Origin of the sequence: Nonomuraea sp. NPDC050394 (genome assembly GCF_044459065.1) — a bacterium.
Lineage (GTDB): Bacteria > Actinomycetota > Actinomycetes > Streptosporangiales > Streptosporangiaceae > Nonomuraea.
In genome coordinates this window covers 109,308-124,644 of the sequence record NZ_JBITIO010000023.1, presented here as the reverse complement: position 1 = coordinate 124,644, position 15,337 = coordinate 109,308, and the positions used below count along the sequence as shown (strand labels likewise).

The window sequence follows — 15,337 nt, the reverse complement described above, 5'->3', positions numbered from 1 at the left end:
TCAACGCCGCCATCTGGCACAACTGGAACACCGGCGCTCCGGTAAAGCGATCCCTAACCTCCTACGATCACTGATTTCACATCAACGATCTAGCGGGAATCTTTCCGGTTCCTTCTGAGTTCAACGCATGCGCATATACGCATATGTTGAGTTCGAGCCGGGAGGACCGTGGCCATGTTCCAGGTACCGCGCGATCGTGCCTACCGCCGTCTGCTCGCCGCCCAGGTCGTCGCCCTCGTGGGCACCGGACTGGCCACGGTGGCGCTGAGCCTGCTCGCCTACGACCTCGCCGGAGCCGACGCCTCCGCGATCCTCGGCACCGCACTGGCCATCAAGATGGTGGCCTATGTCGGTGTCGCCCCGGTGATCGGCGCCTTCGCCGACCGCCTCCCGCGCCGCGCGCTGCTGGCCGGTTCCGACCTGATCCGCGCGGGGGTCGCGCTCGCGTTGCCGTTCGTCGGCCAGGTGTGGCACATCTACGTGCTCATCTTCCTGCTCCAACTGGCCTCGGCCGCCTTCACCCCGACCTTCCAGGCGACCATCCCCGAGCTCCTGCCGAAGGAGCGCGACTACACCCGCGCCCTGTCCCTGTCCCGCCTCGCCTACGACCTGGAGAGCCTGCTCAGCCCGGTCCTGGCCGCCGCCCTCCTCAGCCTGATCACCTACAACTGGCTGTTCATGGGCACCGCTCTGGGTTTCCTGGCGTCCGCGCTGTTCGTGCTCTCCGTGGTCCTGCCCAAGCCCCAGCCGGTACGGCACGCCGCCGGCCCCTTCGCCAAGGCCACCTCCGGCGCCAGGCACTTCCTGACCACGGCGCCCCTGCGCGCCCTGCTGGCCATGAACCTGGCCGTGGCGGCGGCCGGTGCGATGGTCATCGTCAACACGGTGGTCCTGGCCCGCGAGCACCTGCAGCGAAGCACCGGCGAGGTCTCGCTGGCCTTGGGCGCCTTCGGAGCCGGCTCGATGGCCGTGGCCCTGCTCCTGCCCGGGCTCCTGGAGAGGCTGTCCGACCGCACGGTGATGCTGGCCGGATCGTTCGCCCTGTTCACCGGCCTGGCCGCGATCACCGCCGCGCTGGCCACGGGAACGCTGACCTGGTGGGCGATGCTGTCCACGTGGGCGGTCCTGGGCGCCGCCACGGCCGCGGTGCTCACCCCGACCGGCCGCCTGATCCGCCGCTCGGTGGCACCGGCCGGTCTGCCCGCCGCCTTCGCCGCCCAGTTCGCCCTGTCCCACGCCGCCTGGCTCCTCACCTACCCGCTGGCGGGCTGGCTGGCGACGAGCGCCGGCATGACGGCCGCCGCGACGGCACTGACGACCCTGGCCGTGGCCGCCGCGATCGCCGCCCGCGTCCTGTGGCCCACCACCGGGCCCACGGGTGCCCGCCGCCCGCGGGTCACGGGCGGCCCGCGCACTCTGCGCCACCTCCACCACGCCCACCTGCCCGCCCGCCAGGCGGCGCACGCGGGTCAGGAGGGCGACGTCACGGTGAGGTGAGACGCGCCCGACGAGCGTGGAGACGACGGGCCGCCGCCCACGTCGGCGGGCGGTGGTGGGGGCGGCCTGCCGTAAGGGATGGGAGGGAGGAGAACCGCAGAAGGGAGATCAGCGCGACGTGGGGAGAGGCACGTCGGGGGTGAAGAGTTGCAGGTCGAGGTGGGCGACGGCGTAGTCGATGGCGCCGGTGACCACGCACTCGTCGCCCAGCGTCGACGCGCGCACGTCCGGCAGGCGGATGCAGGTGCGTCGCAGGCGCTCGCGCAGCGGGGGCAGCAGCACGTCGGCCGAGCGGGAGAACCCGCCCCCCAGCACCACCACCTGCGGGTCGAGCAGCAGGACCATCGCGCTGGTCCCCACCGCCAGGTCGTCCACGTACCGCCCGACCGCGGCCAGCGCGACCGGGTCGCCGGCGCGGGCCGCCGCCAGCGTGTAGCCGGCGGCGTCGGCGGGCGAGGTGTCCGCGGGGATGATCGAGCAGTTCTGCAGGTGCTCCGGCGCGTCGAACCACTGGGCCTGCGGCAGCATCGCGATCTCGCCGGCCGCGGCGCCGAAGCCGCGGTGGACGTTTCCGCCGATGATGAGCGCCGCCCCCATCCGGCGTCCGACGTGCAGGAACACCACGTCGTTCGCGTCGCGGGCGGTGCCGCGCTGGGCCTCGGCCCTGGCGGCCAGGCGGCTGTCGTTCTCGACGACGACGTCACAGGGGAACATCTCGCGCAGCCGCCCGGCCAGGTCGAGCCCGGTCCAGGCGGGGATCGCGGCGCAGTAGTGGATGCGGCCCTCCGGGGTGATGACGCCGATCGTGCCGGCCGCGACGATCCACACGTCGGCGATCGTCTTGCCGCCGAGCGCCAGGCAGCTCGCGACGGTGCGTTCGATCGCGGCCAGCCGTTCCTCCACGGGCGTGTCCGGCTGCACGGGCTGCCGGGTCTCGGCGAGGATCTCGCCGTTGAGGTTGGCCAGGGCGGCGCGGATGTTGTGGCCGCCGATGTCGAGCCCGACCAGGTAGCCGCTGCTCGCCCGGAAGCGGTAGCGGCGGGCGGGGCGGCCGATCGTGCCCTGCGCGGGCGGGGTCTCCTCCACCCAGCCGAGCTGCATGAGTTCGTCGACGACCTCCTTCATGGAGGGCCGCGACAGCCCGGTGCGCGTGGCCAGGGCGGACAGCGTCAGCGGGCCCGCGCCGCGCAGCGCCCCGATCGCGGTCAGGGAGTTGAGTTGCCTGAGCCGCGACAGGTCGCCGCCCCGAAGTGTGACCATCGCCGTCCTAATGCAGGTGTCCTCTGTAAGTCATGATGCATTATGCCGCATCCAAGGTCCAAAAGTGTGCACGCAGCAGGGCTGTGAGCAGAAATGAGCATTGACCCTCGTAGGGCTCGGTGTTAATAATGATGCACTCCTTCGTAAGTCTGTCACCCCTCTCCTAGGAGACCCGCCGAATGATCGTCCCCAAGCCCACGCGGTACGCGGCAGGGCCCGGCCGTTTCATCCTCGACCGGAGCACCGCGCTCACCGCCGACCCCGCGCTCGGCGAGGTCGCCGCCTGGCTGCGCGGCGAGCTCGGCCCGGTCACCGGCGGCGAACTGCTGCCCGCCGCCCCCGGCCCGGGAACGATCACCCTCGGCCTCGACGACCTGCCGCCCGAGGCCTACCGCCTGACCGTCGCGCCCGACGGGATCGCCCTGGACGCCGGTTCGCCGGCCGGGGCCTTCTACGGCGCCCAGACGCTGCGCCAGCTCATGCCGCCCGCCGCCTTCCGCCGCGCGGGGGGAGCCGGGGCGCTGGAGCTGCCGGCCGTACACGTGGAGGACTGGCCGCGATTCGGCTGGCGCGGCGCGATCCTCGACGTGGCCCGGCACTTCATGACCAAGACGGACGTGCTGCGCTTCATCGACCTGATGGCCCTGCACAAGCTGAACGTCCTGCACCTGCACCTCACCGACGACCAGGGCTGGCGCATCGAGATCAAGCGCTACCCGCGCCTGACCGAGATCGGCTCCTGGCGAGAGGAGAGCCAGGTCGGCTGGATGGGCGAGATGGACGGCCGACCGCACGGCGGCCACTACACCCAGGACGACATCCGGGAGATCGTCGCCTACGCCGCCCGCCGGTACATAACGGTCGTGCCCGAGATCGACCTGCCGGGGCACACCCAGTCGGCCATCGCCGCCTACCCCGAGCTGGGCAACCTGGACACCCCGCTGAAGGTGGGCACCACCTGGGGCGTCGGCGTCAACGTGCTGAACGTCGAGGACGCCACGATCGACTTCTTCAAGAACGTCTTCGACGAGGTGCTGGAGCTGTTCCCCAGCCAGTACGTGTGCGTGGGCGGCGACGAGTGCCCCAAGGACCAGTGGCGCACCAGCCCGTCGGCCCGGCGCCGCGTCGCCGAGCTGGGACTGCGTGACGAGGACGAGCTGCAGAGCTGGTTCATCCACCAGTTCGACGAGTATTTGGCCGAGCGCGGGCGGCGCCTGGTCGGCTGGGACGAGATCCTGGAGGGCGGCCTCGCCCCCGGCGCGGTCGTGGCCGCCTGGCGGGCCGACCTGGGCGCGGTCGCCGCCGCCCGCGCCGGGCACGACGTCATCAACTGCTCCAACACCGCCGTCTACTTCGACTACCGGCAGAGCCAGCGTGAGGACGAGCCGGTGCCGTTCGGGACCGTGCTCACCGTCGAGGACGTCTACGCCTTCGAGCCCGTCCCCGCCGACCTGCGCGGCGACCCGGCCGCCGAGCATGTCCTGGGCGCCCAGTGCGGGATCTGGACCGAGCTGATCGACTCCAGCCGGCACGTCGACTACATGGCCTTCCCGAGGCTGGCCGCCTTCGCCGAGACCGTCTGGTCGGGACCCGAGCGGGACCTGGCCGATTTCCGGCGCCGCCTGGCCGCCCACCTGCCCCGGCTGGAGGCGATCGGGGTCGAGTACCGCCGCGATTCCGGCCCGATGCCCTGGCAGACGCGTCCGGGCGTGCCCGGCCGGCCCGAGGACCCGCTGGAGTGGCAGGCCACGCTGGACGCCTGGACCGCGAACCTCAGGAACCCGCGGTGAGCCGGATCGCCGGCCTGTGGCAGCGCACGGTGCCGTGGCGCTGGCTCACGCCGAGCACCGCGCTGATCGTCTGCGTCGTCGGCTTCCCCGCCGTCTACATGGTGTGGATGTCCTTCCTCGACATCAGCAGGATCGGGCTGGTCAGGGGTTTCGCCGGGCTGGACAACTACGCGAGGCTCCTCAAGGAGGACGCGTTCGGCCAGGTGGCCGGCAACACGCTGCTGTGGCTGGTGCTCGTCGTCGGGCTCACCGTGCTGCTCTCGCTGGCGCTGGCGCAGTTCCTGTCCAAGGACTTCTTCGGCAGGAAGTTCGTCAGGCTGGCGCTGGTCGTCCCGTGGGCGGCCTCGCTGGTGATGACGGCGACCGTCTGGCGCTTCATCTACGAGGGCGGCAACGGCCTGCTCAACCGGCTGCTGATGGACCTGTCGATCATCTCGGCGCCCGTCGACTGGTACAAGGACCCGGCCACCGCGCTGTACTCGGTCATGGCGGTCGGGATCATCACCTCGATGCCGTTCACCACCTACGTGCTGCTGTCCGGGCTGCAGACGGTGCCGCACGACGTGCTGGAGGCGGCGAAGATCGACGGGGCGAGCGCGTGGGCGACCTGGCGGCGGGTGACGCTGCCGATCCTGCGGCCCTCGCTCATGATCGCGCTGGTTCTCAACATGCTGCACGTCTTCAACGCGTTCACCGTCATCTGGGTGATCATGGGCAAGACGGCGGGCAACCACGCCGACACGACCGTGACGTGGTTGTACAAGATCGCTTTCACCGCCCAGCTCGACTCGGGTGAGGCGGCCGCGCTCGGCGTGCTCAACGTGGCCTTCCTGCTGCTGCTCATCCTGGCGTTCGTGCTGGTGCTGCGGCCGTATCGCAACCCTTCGGCGACGGACGAGAGGCCCGCGCCGCCGGCCGCCGCGGCCGCTCCCGAACCCTCCGCGGCCGCCCCGTGGCGGCCGGCCCCGGTCAAGTCCCGGCCGGTGCTGGCGCGGGCGGGCCGCGGGTGGGCACGGGTACGTCCGGTGGTGCTGCCGATCATCGGGTTCGCGGTGGCGCTGTTCTTCCTGGCGCCGTACGCCGCGATGCTGTCCGGCTCGCTCAAGACCGACGCCGAACTGTTCGCCGTGCCCGCCGACTACCTGCCCCGGAGCTGGGCGTGGTCCAACTACGCCGACGTGTGGCAGCGGATTCCGCTGGCCGACTACTTCCGGGTCAGCCTGACCGTCGCGCTGGCCTCCACGGCGCTGGTGCTGCTCGTGGCGGCCCCGGCGGCGTACGTGCTGGCCAGGTCCCGCTTCCGGGGGCGCACGGCGTTCCTCGGCGTGATCCTGGTGACGCAGATGTTCCCCGCGGTCGCGCTGCTCATCGGGCTCTACCGGCAGGCGCTGTTCGTGGACGGGATCAACAGCTACGCCGTCATCATCGCCATCAACTCCGCCTTCAACCTCGCCTTCGCGGTGTGGATCCTGCACGCCCACTTCAGCTCGATCCCCGTGGACATCGACGAGGCCGCGATGATGGACGGCCTCGGCAAGTTCCGGATCCTGCTGCGGATGATCCTCCCGCTGGCCGCGCCCGGCCTCGTCACCGTGATGATCTTCACGTTCATCCAGGTGTGGAACGAGTTCGTCATCGCGCTGACGCTCTTCAACGACCCGCCCTCCGGCCGCGTGCCGCTCACGGTCGGCATCCAGCAGTTCATCGGCCTGTACGAGACCAACTACCAGTACCTGTTCGCCGCGGCGCTGATGGCGATCGTGCCGGCCGTCATCCTCTTCGCACTCATCGAGAAGCACCTGGTGAGCGGCCTCACCACGGGCAGCACCAAGTGAACACGAGAAAGATCGGTATGACATGACCTCCAGAAGAAGACCACGGCTCGGCGGCCTGGCCGCGATCGCCGCCCTCACGCTCGCGCTGACCGCGTGCGGAGGCTCCGGCGGCGGTACGGCCGGCGGCGAGCAGAAGTCCATCAAGCTGGTCGTCGCCCAGTACACCGAAGGCACGCGGCCCTACTGGGACGAGCTGATCAAGTCCTTCGAGGCCGCCCACCCCGGCAAGAACGTGGACCTGCAGGTGATCGACTGGGGCAACCTGCAGAGCCAGGTGAACACCATGGTGCAGACCAAGCAGTTCCCCGACGTCCTGAACATCAACGTCTTCGCCGACTACGCCGAGGCCGGGCTGCTGTACCGCGCCGACGAGGTGGTGTCCAAGGAGGTGCTGGCGGACTTCCTGCCGTCCTTCGCCGACAACGCCTCCTACGACGGCGCCCAGTACGGCCTGCCGTTCGTCGCCACCGTCAACGGCATGTACTACAACAAGACGATCCTGGAGAAGGCGGGCTTCAAGAAGCCCCCGGCCACCTGGGACGAGTTCCGCGCCGCGGTCAAGGCGATCAAGGCCCTGCCCGGCGGCTACGTGCCGTACGGGCTGGCGCTGGGCGCGGAGGCCGGCGACTACGAGTTCGGCACCTGGATGCGCGCCAACGGCGGCGACTGGCGTACCGGCGGCAAGTGGACCGTCAACGGCGATCGCGCCGTCGAGACGCTGGAGTTCCTGAAGACGCTGACCCAGGACGGCTACACGCAGCCGAACCCGGGCCAGACCAACCGCCCGGACGGCACCTGGCCGTTGTTCGCCCAGGGCAAGGTGGGCATGGTGTACGCCTCCTTCGGCACCAGGGCCTTCCTCGACGCGGTGGACAAGGCGGGAGTCAAGTACGGCGCCACGACCCATCCCACCAACCACGGCGCCGAGCCCAGCACGCACGGCATCCAGGACTACCTGATGGCCTTCAAGAAGGACGGCAACCAGCAGCTCGTCCGCGAGTTCCTCGATTACTTCTACCAGGCCGACAACTACGCCAAGTACCTGAAGGTCGAGGGCCTGCTGCCGACGACCGCCTCGGCCTCGACGCTGATGCGCAAGGACCCGAAGGTCAGCCCGATCGTCGACATGGTGGCCAAGGCGCGCTTCGACCCGACCTCGCAGCCGGTCTGGTCCGAGCTGCGCGGCACGGTCGCGGCGGAACTCGGCACCGCCGTCGGGCCCAGCGGCGACCCGCGCGCCATCCTCGGCAAGTTCCAGCAGATCGCCGAGCGCTCCTAAGCAGATCAAAGCCGAGCGCTTCTAAGCAGATCAAAGCCGAGCGCTTCTAAAGCAGATCAAAAGCGACGCCGACCACGATGGGCGGGCCAGAACTCCTGATCTCTTCACAAAGGTGATCGCATGCGTGCTCTGTTCCTGTCCATCGTCGCGTTCGTCGTCATGACCGGCCTGCCCGCGGCGGCCCACGCGGCCGCCGCGCCGGGCGACTGCCCGCCGGGCCACGTCTGCCTGTACAAGGGCAAGGGCGGCACCGGCACGCGGGTCTGCGCGGAGGACGCCAGCACCGGCGTGCGGTGTCTCAACGTGCGCTCCGCCTACAACAACGGCGTCAGCGACCCGGGGAAGAACGACGCGCGGCTGTACGACCTCGGCGGCGCGTTCATCACGTGCGTCAAGCGCGGCCAGGTGAAGAACCTGCCGGGACCGGACGGCTACGCCAACGTCTTCCGCGTCACGTGGGGCACCTGCTGACCAGGTTGGTCAGGGTGTCACCCAGGGGCGCGTCCAGGGTGAGCCTGGCGTGTTCGTCGCCCCGGGTGGCGCCCTGGTTGACGATCGCCACCGGTACGGCGTGGCGGGCGGCGTGCCGTACGAACCGGTAGCCGGAAAGGACCGTCAGAGAGGAGCCGAGCACCAGGAGCAGGCCCGCGCGTTCCGACAGCGTGTAGCACTCGGCCACCCTGGGCGGCGGCACGTTCTCGCCGAAGAAGATCACATCGGGCTTGAGCAGCCCGCCGCAGCCCTCGCAGTCCACGACCGCGAAGCCGTCGATCAGGGAATCCTCCACGGCGGCGTCACCGTCGGGGTTGACCTGGCCGGCGTCGGCGGCCCAGCCGGGGTTGGCGGCCGACAGCCGCGCGTCCAGGCGCGCGCGAGGGGTGCGCTCGCCGCAGGACAGGCAGCGCACCCGGTACAGGCTGCCGTGCAGTTCGATCACGCCGCCGGCGCCGGCCTCCTGGTGCAGCCCGTCGACGTTCTGCGTGATGATCGCCGAGACCAGGCCCAGCTCCTGGAGCCGGGCGACCGCCCGGTGGCCCGGGTTGGGCCGGGCGCGCTCGATGTGCCGCCAGCCGAGGTGGCTGCGGGCCCAGTAGCGCCTGCGGGCGGCGGCGGAGCCGGTGAAGTCCTGGTAGGTCATCGGGCTGGACGGGCGCCTGCGGCCGCTCGGGCCCCGGTAGTCGGGGATGCCGGACTCGGTGGAGAGCCCGGCGCCGCTCAGGACGACCACTCCGCCGTCGGCGACCAGGTCGGCGAGCAGGTCGAAAGGACTCACGTTCCGCAGCCTACCCGGCCGTGTCGATGCGGCTTGCCGGTGATCCGGGCGTGTATGAGTGTCCACCATGAACCTGTGGTCGCCGCGCTCCGCGGTCACCCGGCTGGTCGGCGCGGCGGTCGCGGGCGCGCTGGCCGGGACCGCCGTGGGCCTGCTGACGCATCCGCCCCTGGGCGTCCTGGCCGCCATCGCCGCGACCGAGACCGTCTTCGTCGTCGCGGGCCTGGCCGTCCTGTGGCCGATGGACGCCCACACCACCCGGCGCAACGCCGGGCGCGAGGACTTCCGGCCCGTCGCCGACGAACTCGTGGTCGTCGCGGTCGCGCTGTGCGGGCTGGTCGCCATCGTCGTGCTGCTCGCGGTCGGCAACGCCGACCCCGGTCACGCCGCCGCCGCGACCGCGCTCGGCGGCGTGTTCATGGCCTGGGCGGCGCTCCACCTGATGTACGCCACCCGCTACGCCTACCTGTACTACCAGGAGACCCCGGGCGGCATCGACTTCAACTCCGGCCGGCCGCCCGCCTACAGCGACTTCCTCTACTTCAGCTACAACCTCGGCATGACCTACCAGGTCTCCGACACCAGCGTCTCCAGCCGGGCGATCCGCAAGGTCGTGCTGCGGCACTGCCTGCTGTCCTACGTCTTCGGCACCAGCATCCTGGCAACCACCATCAACCTGGTCATCGGCATGGTCGCCGGCTGACCGGCCTCAGGCCAGCGGCCGTGCCCGCGGAAGCTTGATGCGGTCGACGGCCTCGCGCCGGGTCTTCTCCGGACGGCGGTCGTAGCGCGCGGTGGTGGCGGGGGAGGAGTGCCCGACCAGCGCCTGCGCCGTCGCCAGGTCCACGCCCGCGTCCAGCAGCTCGCCGATGAAGGTGCGGCGGAAGTCGTGCGCGGTACGGCGGGCCGCCCCCGCCTCGCCCAGCCGCCGGGTCAGGATGTCGGCGATTCCCTGCCCGCTCAGCGGCCGGGGCCGCAGCCGCCCGGCCTTGCTCACCGGGCTGAACAGCGGGCCGGGACCGGCCCCGCGCACCGCCAGCCAGCGCTCAAGCAGGCCGATGGCGTCGGTGGTCAGGTAGACCATGCGCTCCTTGTCGCGCTTGCCGCGCACGCGCAGCGAGCGGGCGGCCGGGTCGTAGTCGGCCAGCTCCAGACCGGCGATCTCGGCCCTGCGGCAGCCGGTGGAGTACAGGGCGGCGATCAGGGCGGCGTCGCGCACCCCCGCCACCGAGTCGTCGCAGGCCGACAGCGCCGCGCCGACGACCTCGGGCGGGACGTGGTGACCGGTGGGCAGGCGGCTCTGCCGTACCGGGGAGAGGTCGGAGGCGCGGGCGAAGTCCTCGGCCGAGGTCTGGCCGAGGCGCCAGGCCTCCTTCAGCACGCGGCGCAGCGCGACCAGGTGCTTGTTGACGTAGGCCGGTGACCAGCCCTGCTCGGTGAGCAGTGTGCGGATGCGGACGGTGTGCTCGTAGCGCAGCAGGTGCCAGGGCTGGCCGGCGCCGGTGGAGGCGGGTTCGCCGGTCAGCAGGCGGGCGATGCGGTCGAGGCAGCCGCGCATGGTGCGGCGCGACTCGATGCTGGTCAGCGAGGCGAGATAGACGTGATAGGGATCACGGGCGGGCTCGACGGGGGGCGCCTGGCCGGCGGGGAGCACCGGCAGCGCCCCGCCCGCGTCGGGGAGGTCGGTCATCGGGCACGATCTTAGGGGCTGGGCTCAGAACGGGCCGGTCAGCTCGCCGAGCTTGTTGGTCAGCTCCAGGTTGGCCGAGTAGTCGACCGGCACCGCGATCACCGACACCGTGTCGTCGTCGAGTGCCTTGCGCAGCGTGGGGAGCAGTTCGTCCGCGGCGGTGATCCGGTAGCCGCGGGCTCCGAACGCCTCGGCGTACTTGACGAAGTCGGGGTTGCCGAAGGCGATGTTGGAGCTGCGCCCGAGCTCAAGGTCCATCTTCCACTCGATGAGCCCGTAGGCGTCGTCCACCCAGACCAGCACCACCATCGGGATGCGCTCGCGCACCGCGGTCTCGATCTCCTGGGAGTTCATGAGGAAGGCGCCGTCGCCGGTGGCGGCCAGGACCTTGCGCCCGGGGAAGGCGAGCTTGGCGGCCAGCGCTCCCGGGACCGAGAAGCCCATCGACGACAGGCCGTTGGAGACGAGCATGGTGTTGGGCTCGTAGGTGGGGTACATGCGGGCCATCCACATCTTCACCGCGCCGGTATCGGCCAGCACGATGTCCTCGCGGCCCATCGCGGCGCGGATGTCGGCGACCACGCGGCGCGGCGACAGCGGGAAGGCGTCGTCGGCGGCGGCCTGCGCCATCTCCTCGCGGATGAGCCTGCGGATCTTCTCGCCGGTGCCGTTGATGGTGAAGCGCCTGGGCGCGGCGGCGGCCAGCGCGTCCAGGGAGCGGGAGATGTCGCCCTGGATGCCGACCTCGACGGGGTAGTGGTCGTCGACCTCGGCGGGGAACTGGTGGATGTGGATGATCTTCTTGTCGCCGTGGGGGTTGATCTTGACCGGGTCGAACTCCTGCAGCTCGTAGCCGACGCTGATGAGCACGTCGGCCTCGTCGAAGCCGAAGTTGACGTAGTCGTGGCGCATGAAGCCGACCGCGCCCAGGGCGTGCCGGTGGTCGTCGGGGAAGACGCCCTTGCCGTTGAAGGTGGTGGCCACGGGCAGGCCGAGCTGCTCGGAGAAGCGGATCAGCGCGGCGGAGGCGCCGGCGCGGCTGGCGCCGTGCCCGGCCAGGATGATCGGGTGCCGGGCGCCGGCCAGGACGTCGGCGGCGCGGGCCACCTGCCCGGGGGAGGGGTCCTGCGGCCGCACGACGTTGACGCGCAGCGGTGTCAGGTCGTCGGAGACCTGGGCGGACTCCACGTCCTCGGGAATGGCCAGGTAGACCGCGCCGGGGCGTTCGGTCTGGGCGGTCTTGAACGCCTTGCGCAGCATCTCGGGCAGCGCCTCGGCGGCGGGGACCAGGTCGGCCCACTTGGTGATCGGCCGGAACAGCGAGACCAGGTCGACGACCTGGTGGGATTCCTTGTAGATGCGGTCGAGGCCCACCTGGGCGGTGATGGCGACCACGGGAGTGGAGTTGGTGGTGGCGTCGGCCACGCCGAGCTGCAGGTTGATGGCGCCGGGCCCGAGGGTGGCCGAGGCGACGCCGGCCCTGCCGGTCAGCCTGCCGTACATCTCGGCCATGAAGGCGGCGCCCTGCTCGTGGCGGACGAGGATGTAGCGGATGGGGGAGTCGTTGAGCGCGTCGACGAAGTGGATGTTCTCTTCTCCGGGGATGCCGAAGACGTACTCGACGCCTTCCGCCTCAAGCGCCTTCACCAACAGCCTGGCCGCGTCCATCGGGTGAGCCTTCTCTCTTGTATCCGATTTTCTTGTACGTGCAAGCAAAGCAGCCTCTTGATTCATTCCATGGTTATACGTATAAACTCGACACCATGAAGCTTCACGTCCACGAACGCGGTGACGGCGACAAGCTGGCGCTGCTCATCCACGGCGGCATGTCCGACCACCGCACCTGGCACGCCGTCGAGGACGAGCTCGTCGCCCGCGGCTACCGGGTGATCGCCCCCGACCTGCGCGGTCACGGCGCCAGCCCGCGCGGGGAGTACCGGCCGGAGCTGCTCGGCGACGACCTGGCCGAGAACCTCCCGAGCGGCGCCGACGTGGCCATCGGCCACTCGCTCGGCGGCCTGTCGCTGTCGCTGGCGGCCGAGCGGCTGCGGCCGAAGAAGGCGATCTACTCCGACCCCGGCTTCGCCCTCGACGCCGTACCCGCCGAGGCCACCGCCTTCATGCGCGACATGGTCGCCACCTCCACGCGAGACAGCGTCAGGACCATGAACCCGCGCTGGTCGCAGGCCGACATCGAGGCCGAACTGGCCGGGTTCGCGTTGTTCGACCCGGCCTTCTTCGACGCCGTCAGGGGCGACTACGTGCCCGAGCGGCCCGTCGTGCCCTCGCTGGTGCAGGTGGCCGACCCCAGCTTCACCATCAGCGCCGAACTGGCCGCCGAACTGGAGCGCCGCGGCTTCGAGCTCCGCACCGTCAAGGGCGCGGGCCACTGTGTCCACCGCGACGACCTGCCCGGCTTCATGGCCTCGCTGGAGGGCTGGATCTGAGCTCGGCCACCCCCTCCAGCAGCCGCTCCACGTCGGAGCGGTCGTTGTAGTGCACGAGCCCGGCGCGCACCGCCCCGCCCGAGTCGCGGATACCCAGCGCGCCGGTCAGCTCCCAGGCGTAGTTGTGGCCACTCCACACGTTGACCCCGCGGGTGGCCAGGTGCTCGGCCACCCGCCGGGGCGCCAGCCCCGCCACCGTGAAGTAGGCGGTGGCGGTACGGCGGGCGGGCTTGCCGTACAGCGTGACGTGCGGCATCGTCTCCAGGCCCGCCAGCATCTCGGCGAACAGCCCCAGCTCGTGCTCCTCCGCGGCGGCCATCGAGGCCAGCAGCCGCTCGCGCCGGCCGCCCGGGCCCGGCACCAGGCCCGCCAGGTGGTCCACGGCCGCCGTCACGCCGGCGAGGTCGGCCAGCGCGGCGGTGCCCAGCTCGAACCGTTCGGGAACGGTGTCCGGCGAGGGCAGCAGCTTGTCCGGGTGCAGCGACTCCAGCGCCACCGGGTCGGCGATCACCGCGCCGACGTGTGGGCCCGACCACTTGTAGGCGCTGGTGGCGTAGAAGTCGGCGCCGAGCGCGTGCACGTCGACCGGGCCGTGCGCGGTGGCGTGCACCCCGTCCACGTACGTCAGCGCCCCGGCCGCGTGCGCGATCTCACAGATGGCCGCCACGTCCGGCCGCGTGCCCAGGATGTTGCTGGCCGCGCTGATCGCCACCAGCCGCGTACGCGGGCCCACCAGCTCGGCGAACTGGTCAAGGGGCAGCTCACCGGTCACCGGGTCGACCTCGGCCCAGCGCACCCGCGCGCCCGTCTGGGTCCACGGCCGCACGTTCGCGTCGTGGTCCAGGCGTGAGACCACGACCTCGTCGCCCGGCCCGGTCAGCACCCGCGCCAGCCGGTAGGTGAGCGTGGTCATGTTGGCACCCAGGATCACCCCGTTCGGCACGCCGCCGACCAGGTCGGCCACGGCGGCGCGGCAGGCGGCCACGATCTCGCCGGCGCGGTGGCTGGCGGGGAAGGTCCCGCCCACGTTGGACAGCCCCGCCCGGTAGGCGCCGGCGATGGCGTCGATGACGGGCCGCGGGGTCTGGGTGCCGGCCGCGCCGTCGAGGTAGGCGTGACCGTCGGAGAGGGCGGGGTAGGCGGCACGTACCGTTTCGGGGGAGTACGTCGGGGTTGCATCTTGTCTGGGGGGAAAGGCCATGATGTCTTCATGCTCACGCTGAGGGATCTCAACCGGGCCACGCTGGCACGACAGCACCTGCTCACGCCGTTCGACGGGACGGTGGGCGAGGTCGTCGAGCGCGTGGGCGGGCTGCAGGCCCAGGAGCCGCGGCCGCCGTACCTGGGAGCGTGGGCCCGGCTCGCCCGCTTCGACCGCGCGGACCTGCACGCGGCGCTGCACGCGCGCACGCTGGTGCGCGCCACCCTGTGGCGTGGCACGCTCCACCTGGTGACCGCGGCCGACTTCGCCGCCTTCCGCCCGCTGCTGGACGAGGTGCTCTCCGGCGCGCTGTCCAGCCGCTTCCCGAACGTCGCCTTCGACGGCGTGATCGAGGCGGCCGGGAAGATGCTGGCCGAGGACGGGCCGCTGACCTTCAACGAGATCCGGCCCCGCCTCCAGCCGCTCTTCCCTGACGTCAACGACCGGGCGCTCGGCTACGCGGTGCGCATGCTCATGCCGCTCACCATGGCCCCGACCGGCGACCCGTGGGGCTTCCCGCGCGAGGCCGCCTTCGGCCTGCCCGGACTCACCCTCACGCCGGCCGCCAAGGAGGACCTCGTCACCCGGCATCTGGCCGCCTTCGGCCCCGCCACCGTCGCCGACGTACAGGCCTGGTCGGGCCTCGGCGGCCTCAAGCCCATCCTGTACGGCATGCCGCTCGACCGCCTGCGTGACGAACGCGGCAGAGAGCTGTTCGACCTGCCCGGCGCCCCGCGGCCCGGCGGCGGGGCGGAGGCGCCGGTGCGGTTCGTGCCCGACTTCGACACCCTGCTCCTCGGCCACGCCGACCGCGGCAGGGTCGTCGACCCCGCCTTCCCCGTCACCACCAAGAACCTGCGGGTGCGGGCGGTCTACCTGTCCGACGGCTTCGTGGCCGGAACCTGGCAGATCAAGCGCACGGCCCGCAAGGCGACACTGCTGCTCTCGCCGTTCACGCCGGTCCCGCGCGCGAGACTGGAGGAGGAGGCCCTGCGGCTGCTGGCCTTCGCCGAACCCGACGCCCCCGCACTTGAAGTCGTGGAGCAAGTCTGATTGGTTCGGGGC

At 71.3% G+C, this 15,337-nt stretch carries 13 protein-coding genes; 8 read left to right on the top strand and 5 right to left on the bottom strand.

Annotation, left to right across the window (positions count from 1 at the left end):
• Positions 1-174 precede the first annotated feature (174 nt).
• The gene (locus ACIBKY_RS50235) at positions 175-1,497 is read left to right on the top strand and encodes an MFS transporter (protein ID WP_397108950.1); all 1,323 of its coding nucleotides are present in this window, start codon (positions 175-177) and stop codon (positions 1,495-1,497) included.
• Between the two features lie 108 nt (positions 1,498-1,605).
• Here the strand turns inward: ACIBKY_RS50235 and ACIBKY_RS50230 are convergent, their stop codons facing one another.
• Positions 1,606-2,757 (bottom strand): ROK family protein, encoded by a 1,152-nt coding sequence (locus tag ACIBKY_RS50230; RefSeq protein WP_397108948.1) that lies wholly within the window; start codon positions 2,755-2,757, stop codon positions 1,606-1,608.
• A 179-nt stretch (positions 2,758-2,936) separates the two neighbouring features.
• Between ACIBKY_RS50230 and ACIBKY_RS50225 the strand changes: the two genes are divergently transcribed.
• The 4 genes from ACIBKY_RS50225 (at position 2,937) to ACIBKY_RS50210 (ending at position 8,132) form a co-directional block, all read left to right on the top strand.
• Complete coding sequence (locus ACIBKY_RS50225; protein WP_397108946.1) at positions 2,937-4,547, top strand: beta-N-acetylhexosaminidase; 1,611 nt, start codon at positions 2,937-2,939, stop codon at positions 4,545-4,547.
• Positions 4,544-6,382, top strand: coding sequence for an ABC transporter permease subunit (locus ACIBKY_RS50220; RefSeq protein ID WP_397108944.1), 1,839 nt, complete (start codon positions 4,544-4,546; stop codon positions 6,380-6,382). The genes ACIBKY_RS50225 and ACIBKY_RS50220 overlap by 4 nt, the downstream gene beginning before the upstream one ends.
• A 22-nt stretch (positions 6,383-6,404) precedes the next feature.
• On the top strand, positions 6,405-7,661 hold the full coding sequence (locus tag ACIBKY_RS50215) for an extracellular solute-binding protein (RefSeq protein WP_397108942.1): 1,257 nt from the start codon (positions 6,405-6,407) through the stop codon (positions 7,659-7,661).
• A 120-nt stretch (positions 7,662-7,781) separates the two neighbouring features.
• On the top strand, positions 7,782-8,132 hold the full coding sequence (locus ACIBKY_RS50210; protein ID WP_397108940.1) for a peptidase inhibitor family I36 protein: 351 nt from the start codon (positions 7,782-7,784) through the stop codon (positions 8,130-8,132).
• Here ACIBKY_RS50210 and ACIBKY_RS50205 read toward each other — a convergent pair.
• Positions 8,113-8,934: an NAD-dependent protein deacetylase gene (locus tag ACIBKY_RS50205; RefSeq protein WP_397108939.1), complete on the bottom strand. Its 822-nt coding sequence runs from the start codon at positions 8,932-8,934 to the stop codon at positions 8,113-8,115. The genes ACIBKY_RS50210 and ACIBKY_RS50205 overlap by 20 nt on opposite strands.
• A gap of 67 nt (positions 8,935-9,001) precedes the next feature.
• Here ACIBKY_RS50205 and ACIBKY_RS50200 point away from each other — a divergent pair, with 67 nt between their 5' ends.
• A complete protein-coding gene (locus ACIBKY_RS50200) occupies positions 9,002-9,637 on the top strand; it encodes a DUF1345 domain-containing protein (RefSeq protein ID WP_397108937.1) in 636 nt (211 codons plus the stop codon).
• A gap of 6 nt (positions 9,638-9,643) precedes the next feature.
• On the opposite strand, the gene ACIBKY_RS50195 is transcribed toward ACIBKY_RS50200, so the two are convergent.
• Positions 9,644-10,624, bottom strand: coding sequence for a tyrosine-type recombinase/integrase (locus ACIBKY_RS50195; RefSeq protein WP_397108935.1), 981 nt, complete (start codon positions 10,622-10,624; stop codon positions 9,644-9,646).
• A 24-nt stretch (positions 10,625-10,648) separates the two neighbouring features.
• The gene (locus tag ACIBKY_RS50190; protein ID WP_397108933.1) at positions 10,649-12,292 is read right to left on the bottom strand and encodes an acetolactate synthase large subunit; all 1,644 of its coding nucleotides are present in this window, start codon (positions 12,290-12,292) and stop codon (positions 10,649-10,651) included.
• 95 nt (positions 12,293-12,387) lie between these two features.
• Between ACIBKY_RS50190 and ACIBKY_RS50185 the strand changes: the two genes are divergently transcribed.
• A complete protein-coding gene (locus tag ACIBKY_RS50185; protein ID WP_397108931.1) occupies positions 12,388-13,071 on the top strand; it encodes an alpha/beta fold hydrolase in 684 nt (227 codons plus the stop codon).
• Here ACIBKY_RS50185 and ACIBKY_RS50180 read toward each other — a convergent pair.
• On the bottom strand, positions 13,043-14,272 hold the full coding sequence (locus ACIBKY_RS50180; protein ID WP_397108929.1) for a cysteine desulfurase-like protein: 1,230 nt from the start codon (positions 14,270-14,272) through the stop codon (positions 13,043-13,045). The genes ACIBKY_RS50185 and ACIBKY_RS50180 overlap by 29 nt on opposite strands.
• Positions 14,273-14,281: 9 nt before the next feature.
• On the opposite strand from ACIBKY_RS50180, the gene ACIBKY_RS50175 reads away from it, so the two are divergent.
• Entirely contained in the window at positions 14,282-15,325 is a 1,044-nt protein-coding gene (locus ACIBKY_RS50175; protein WP_397108927.1) for a winged helix DNA-binding domain-containing protein, read from the top strand.
• Positions 15,326-15,337: the final 12 nt, after the last annotated feature.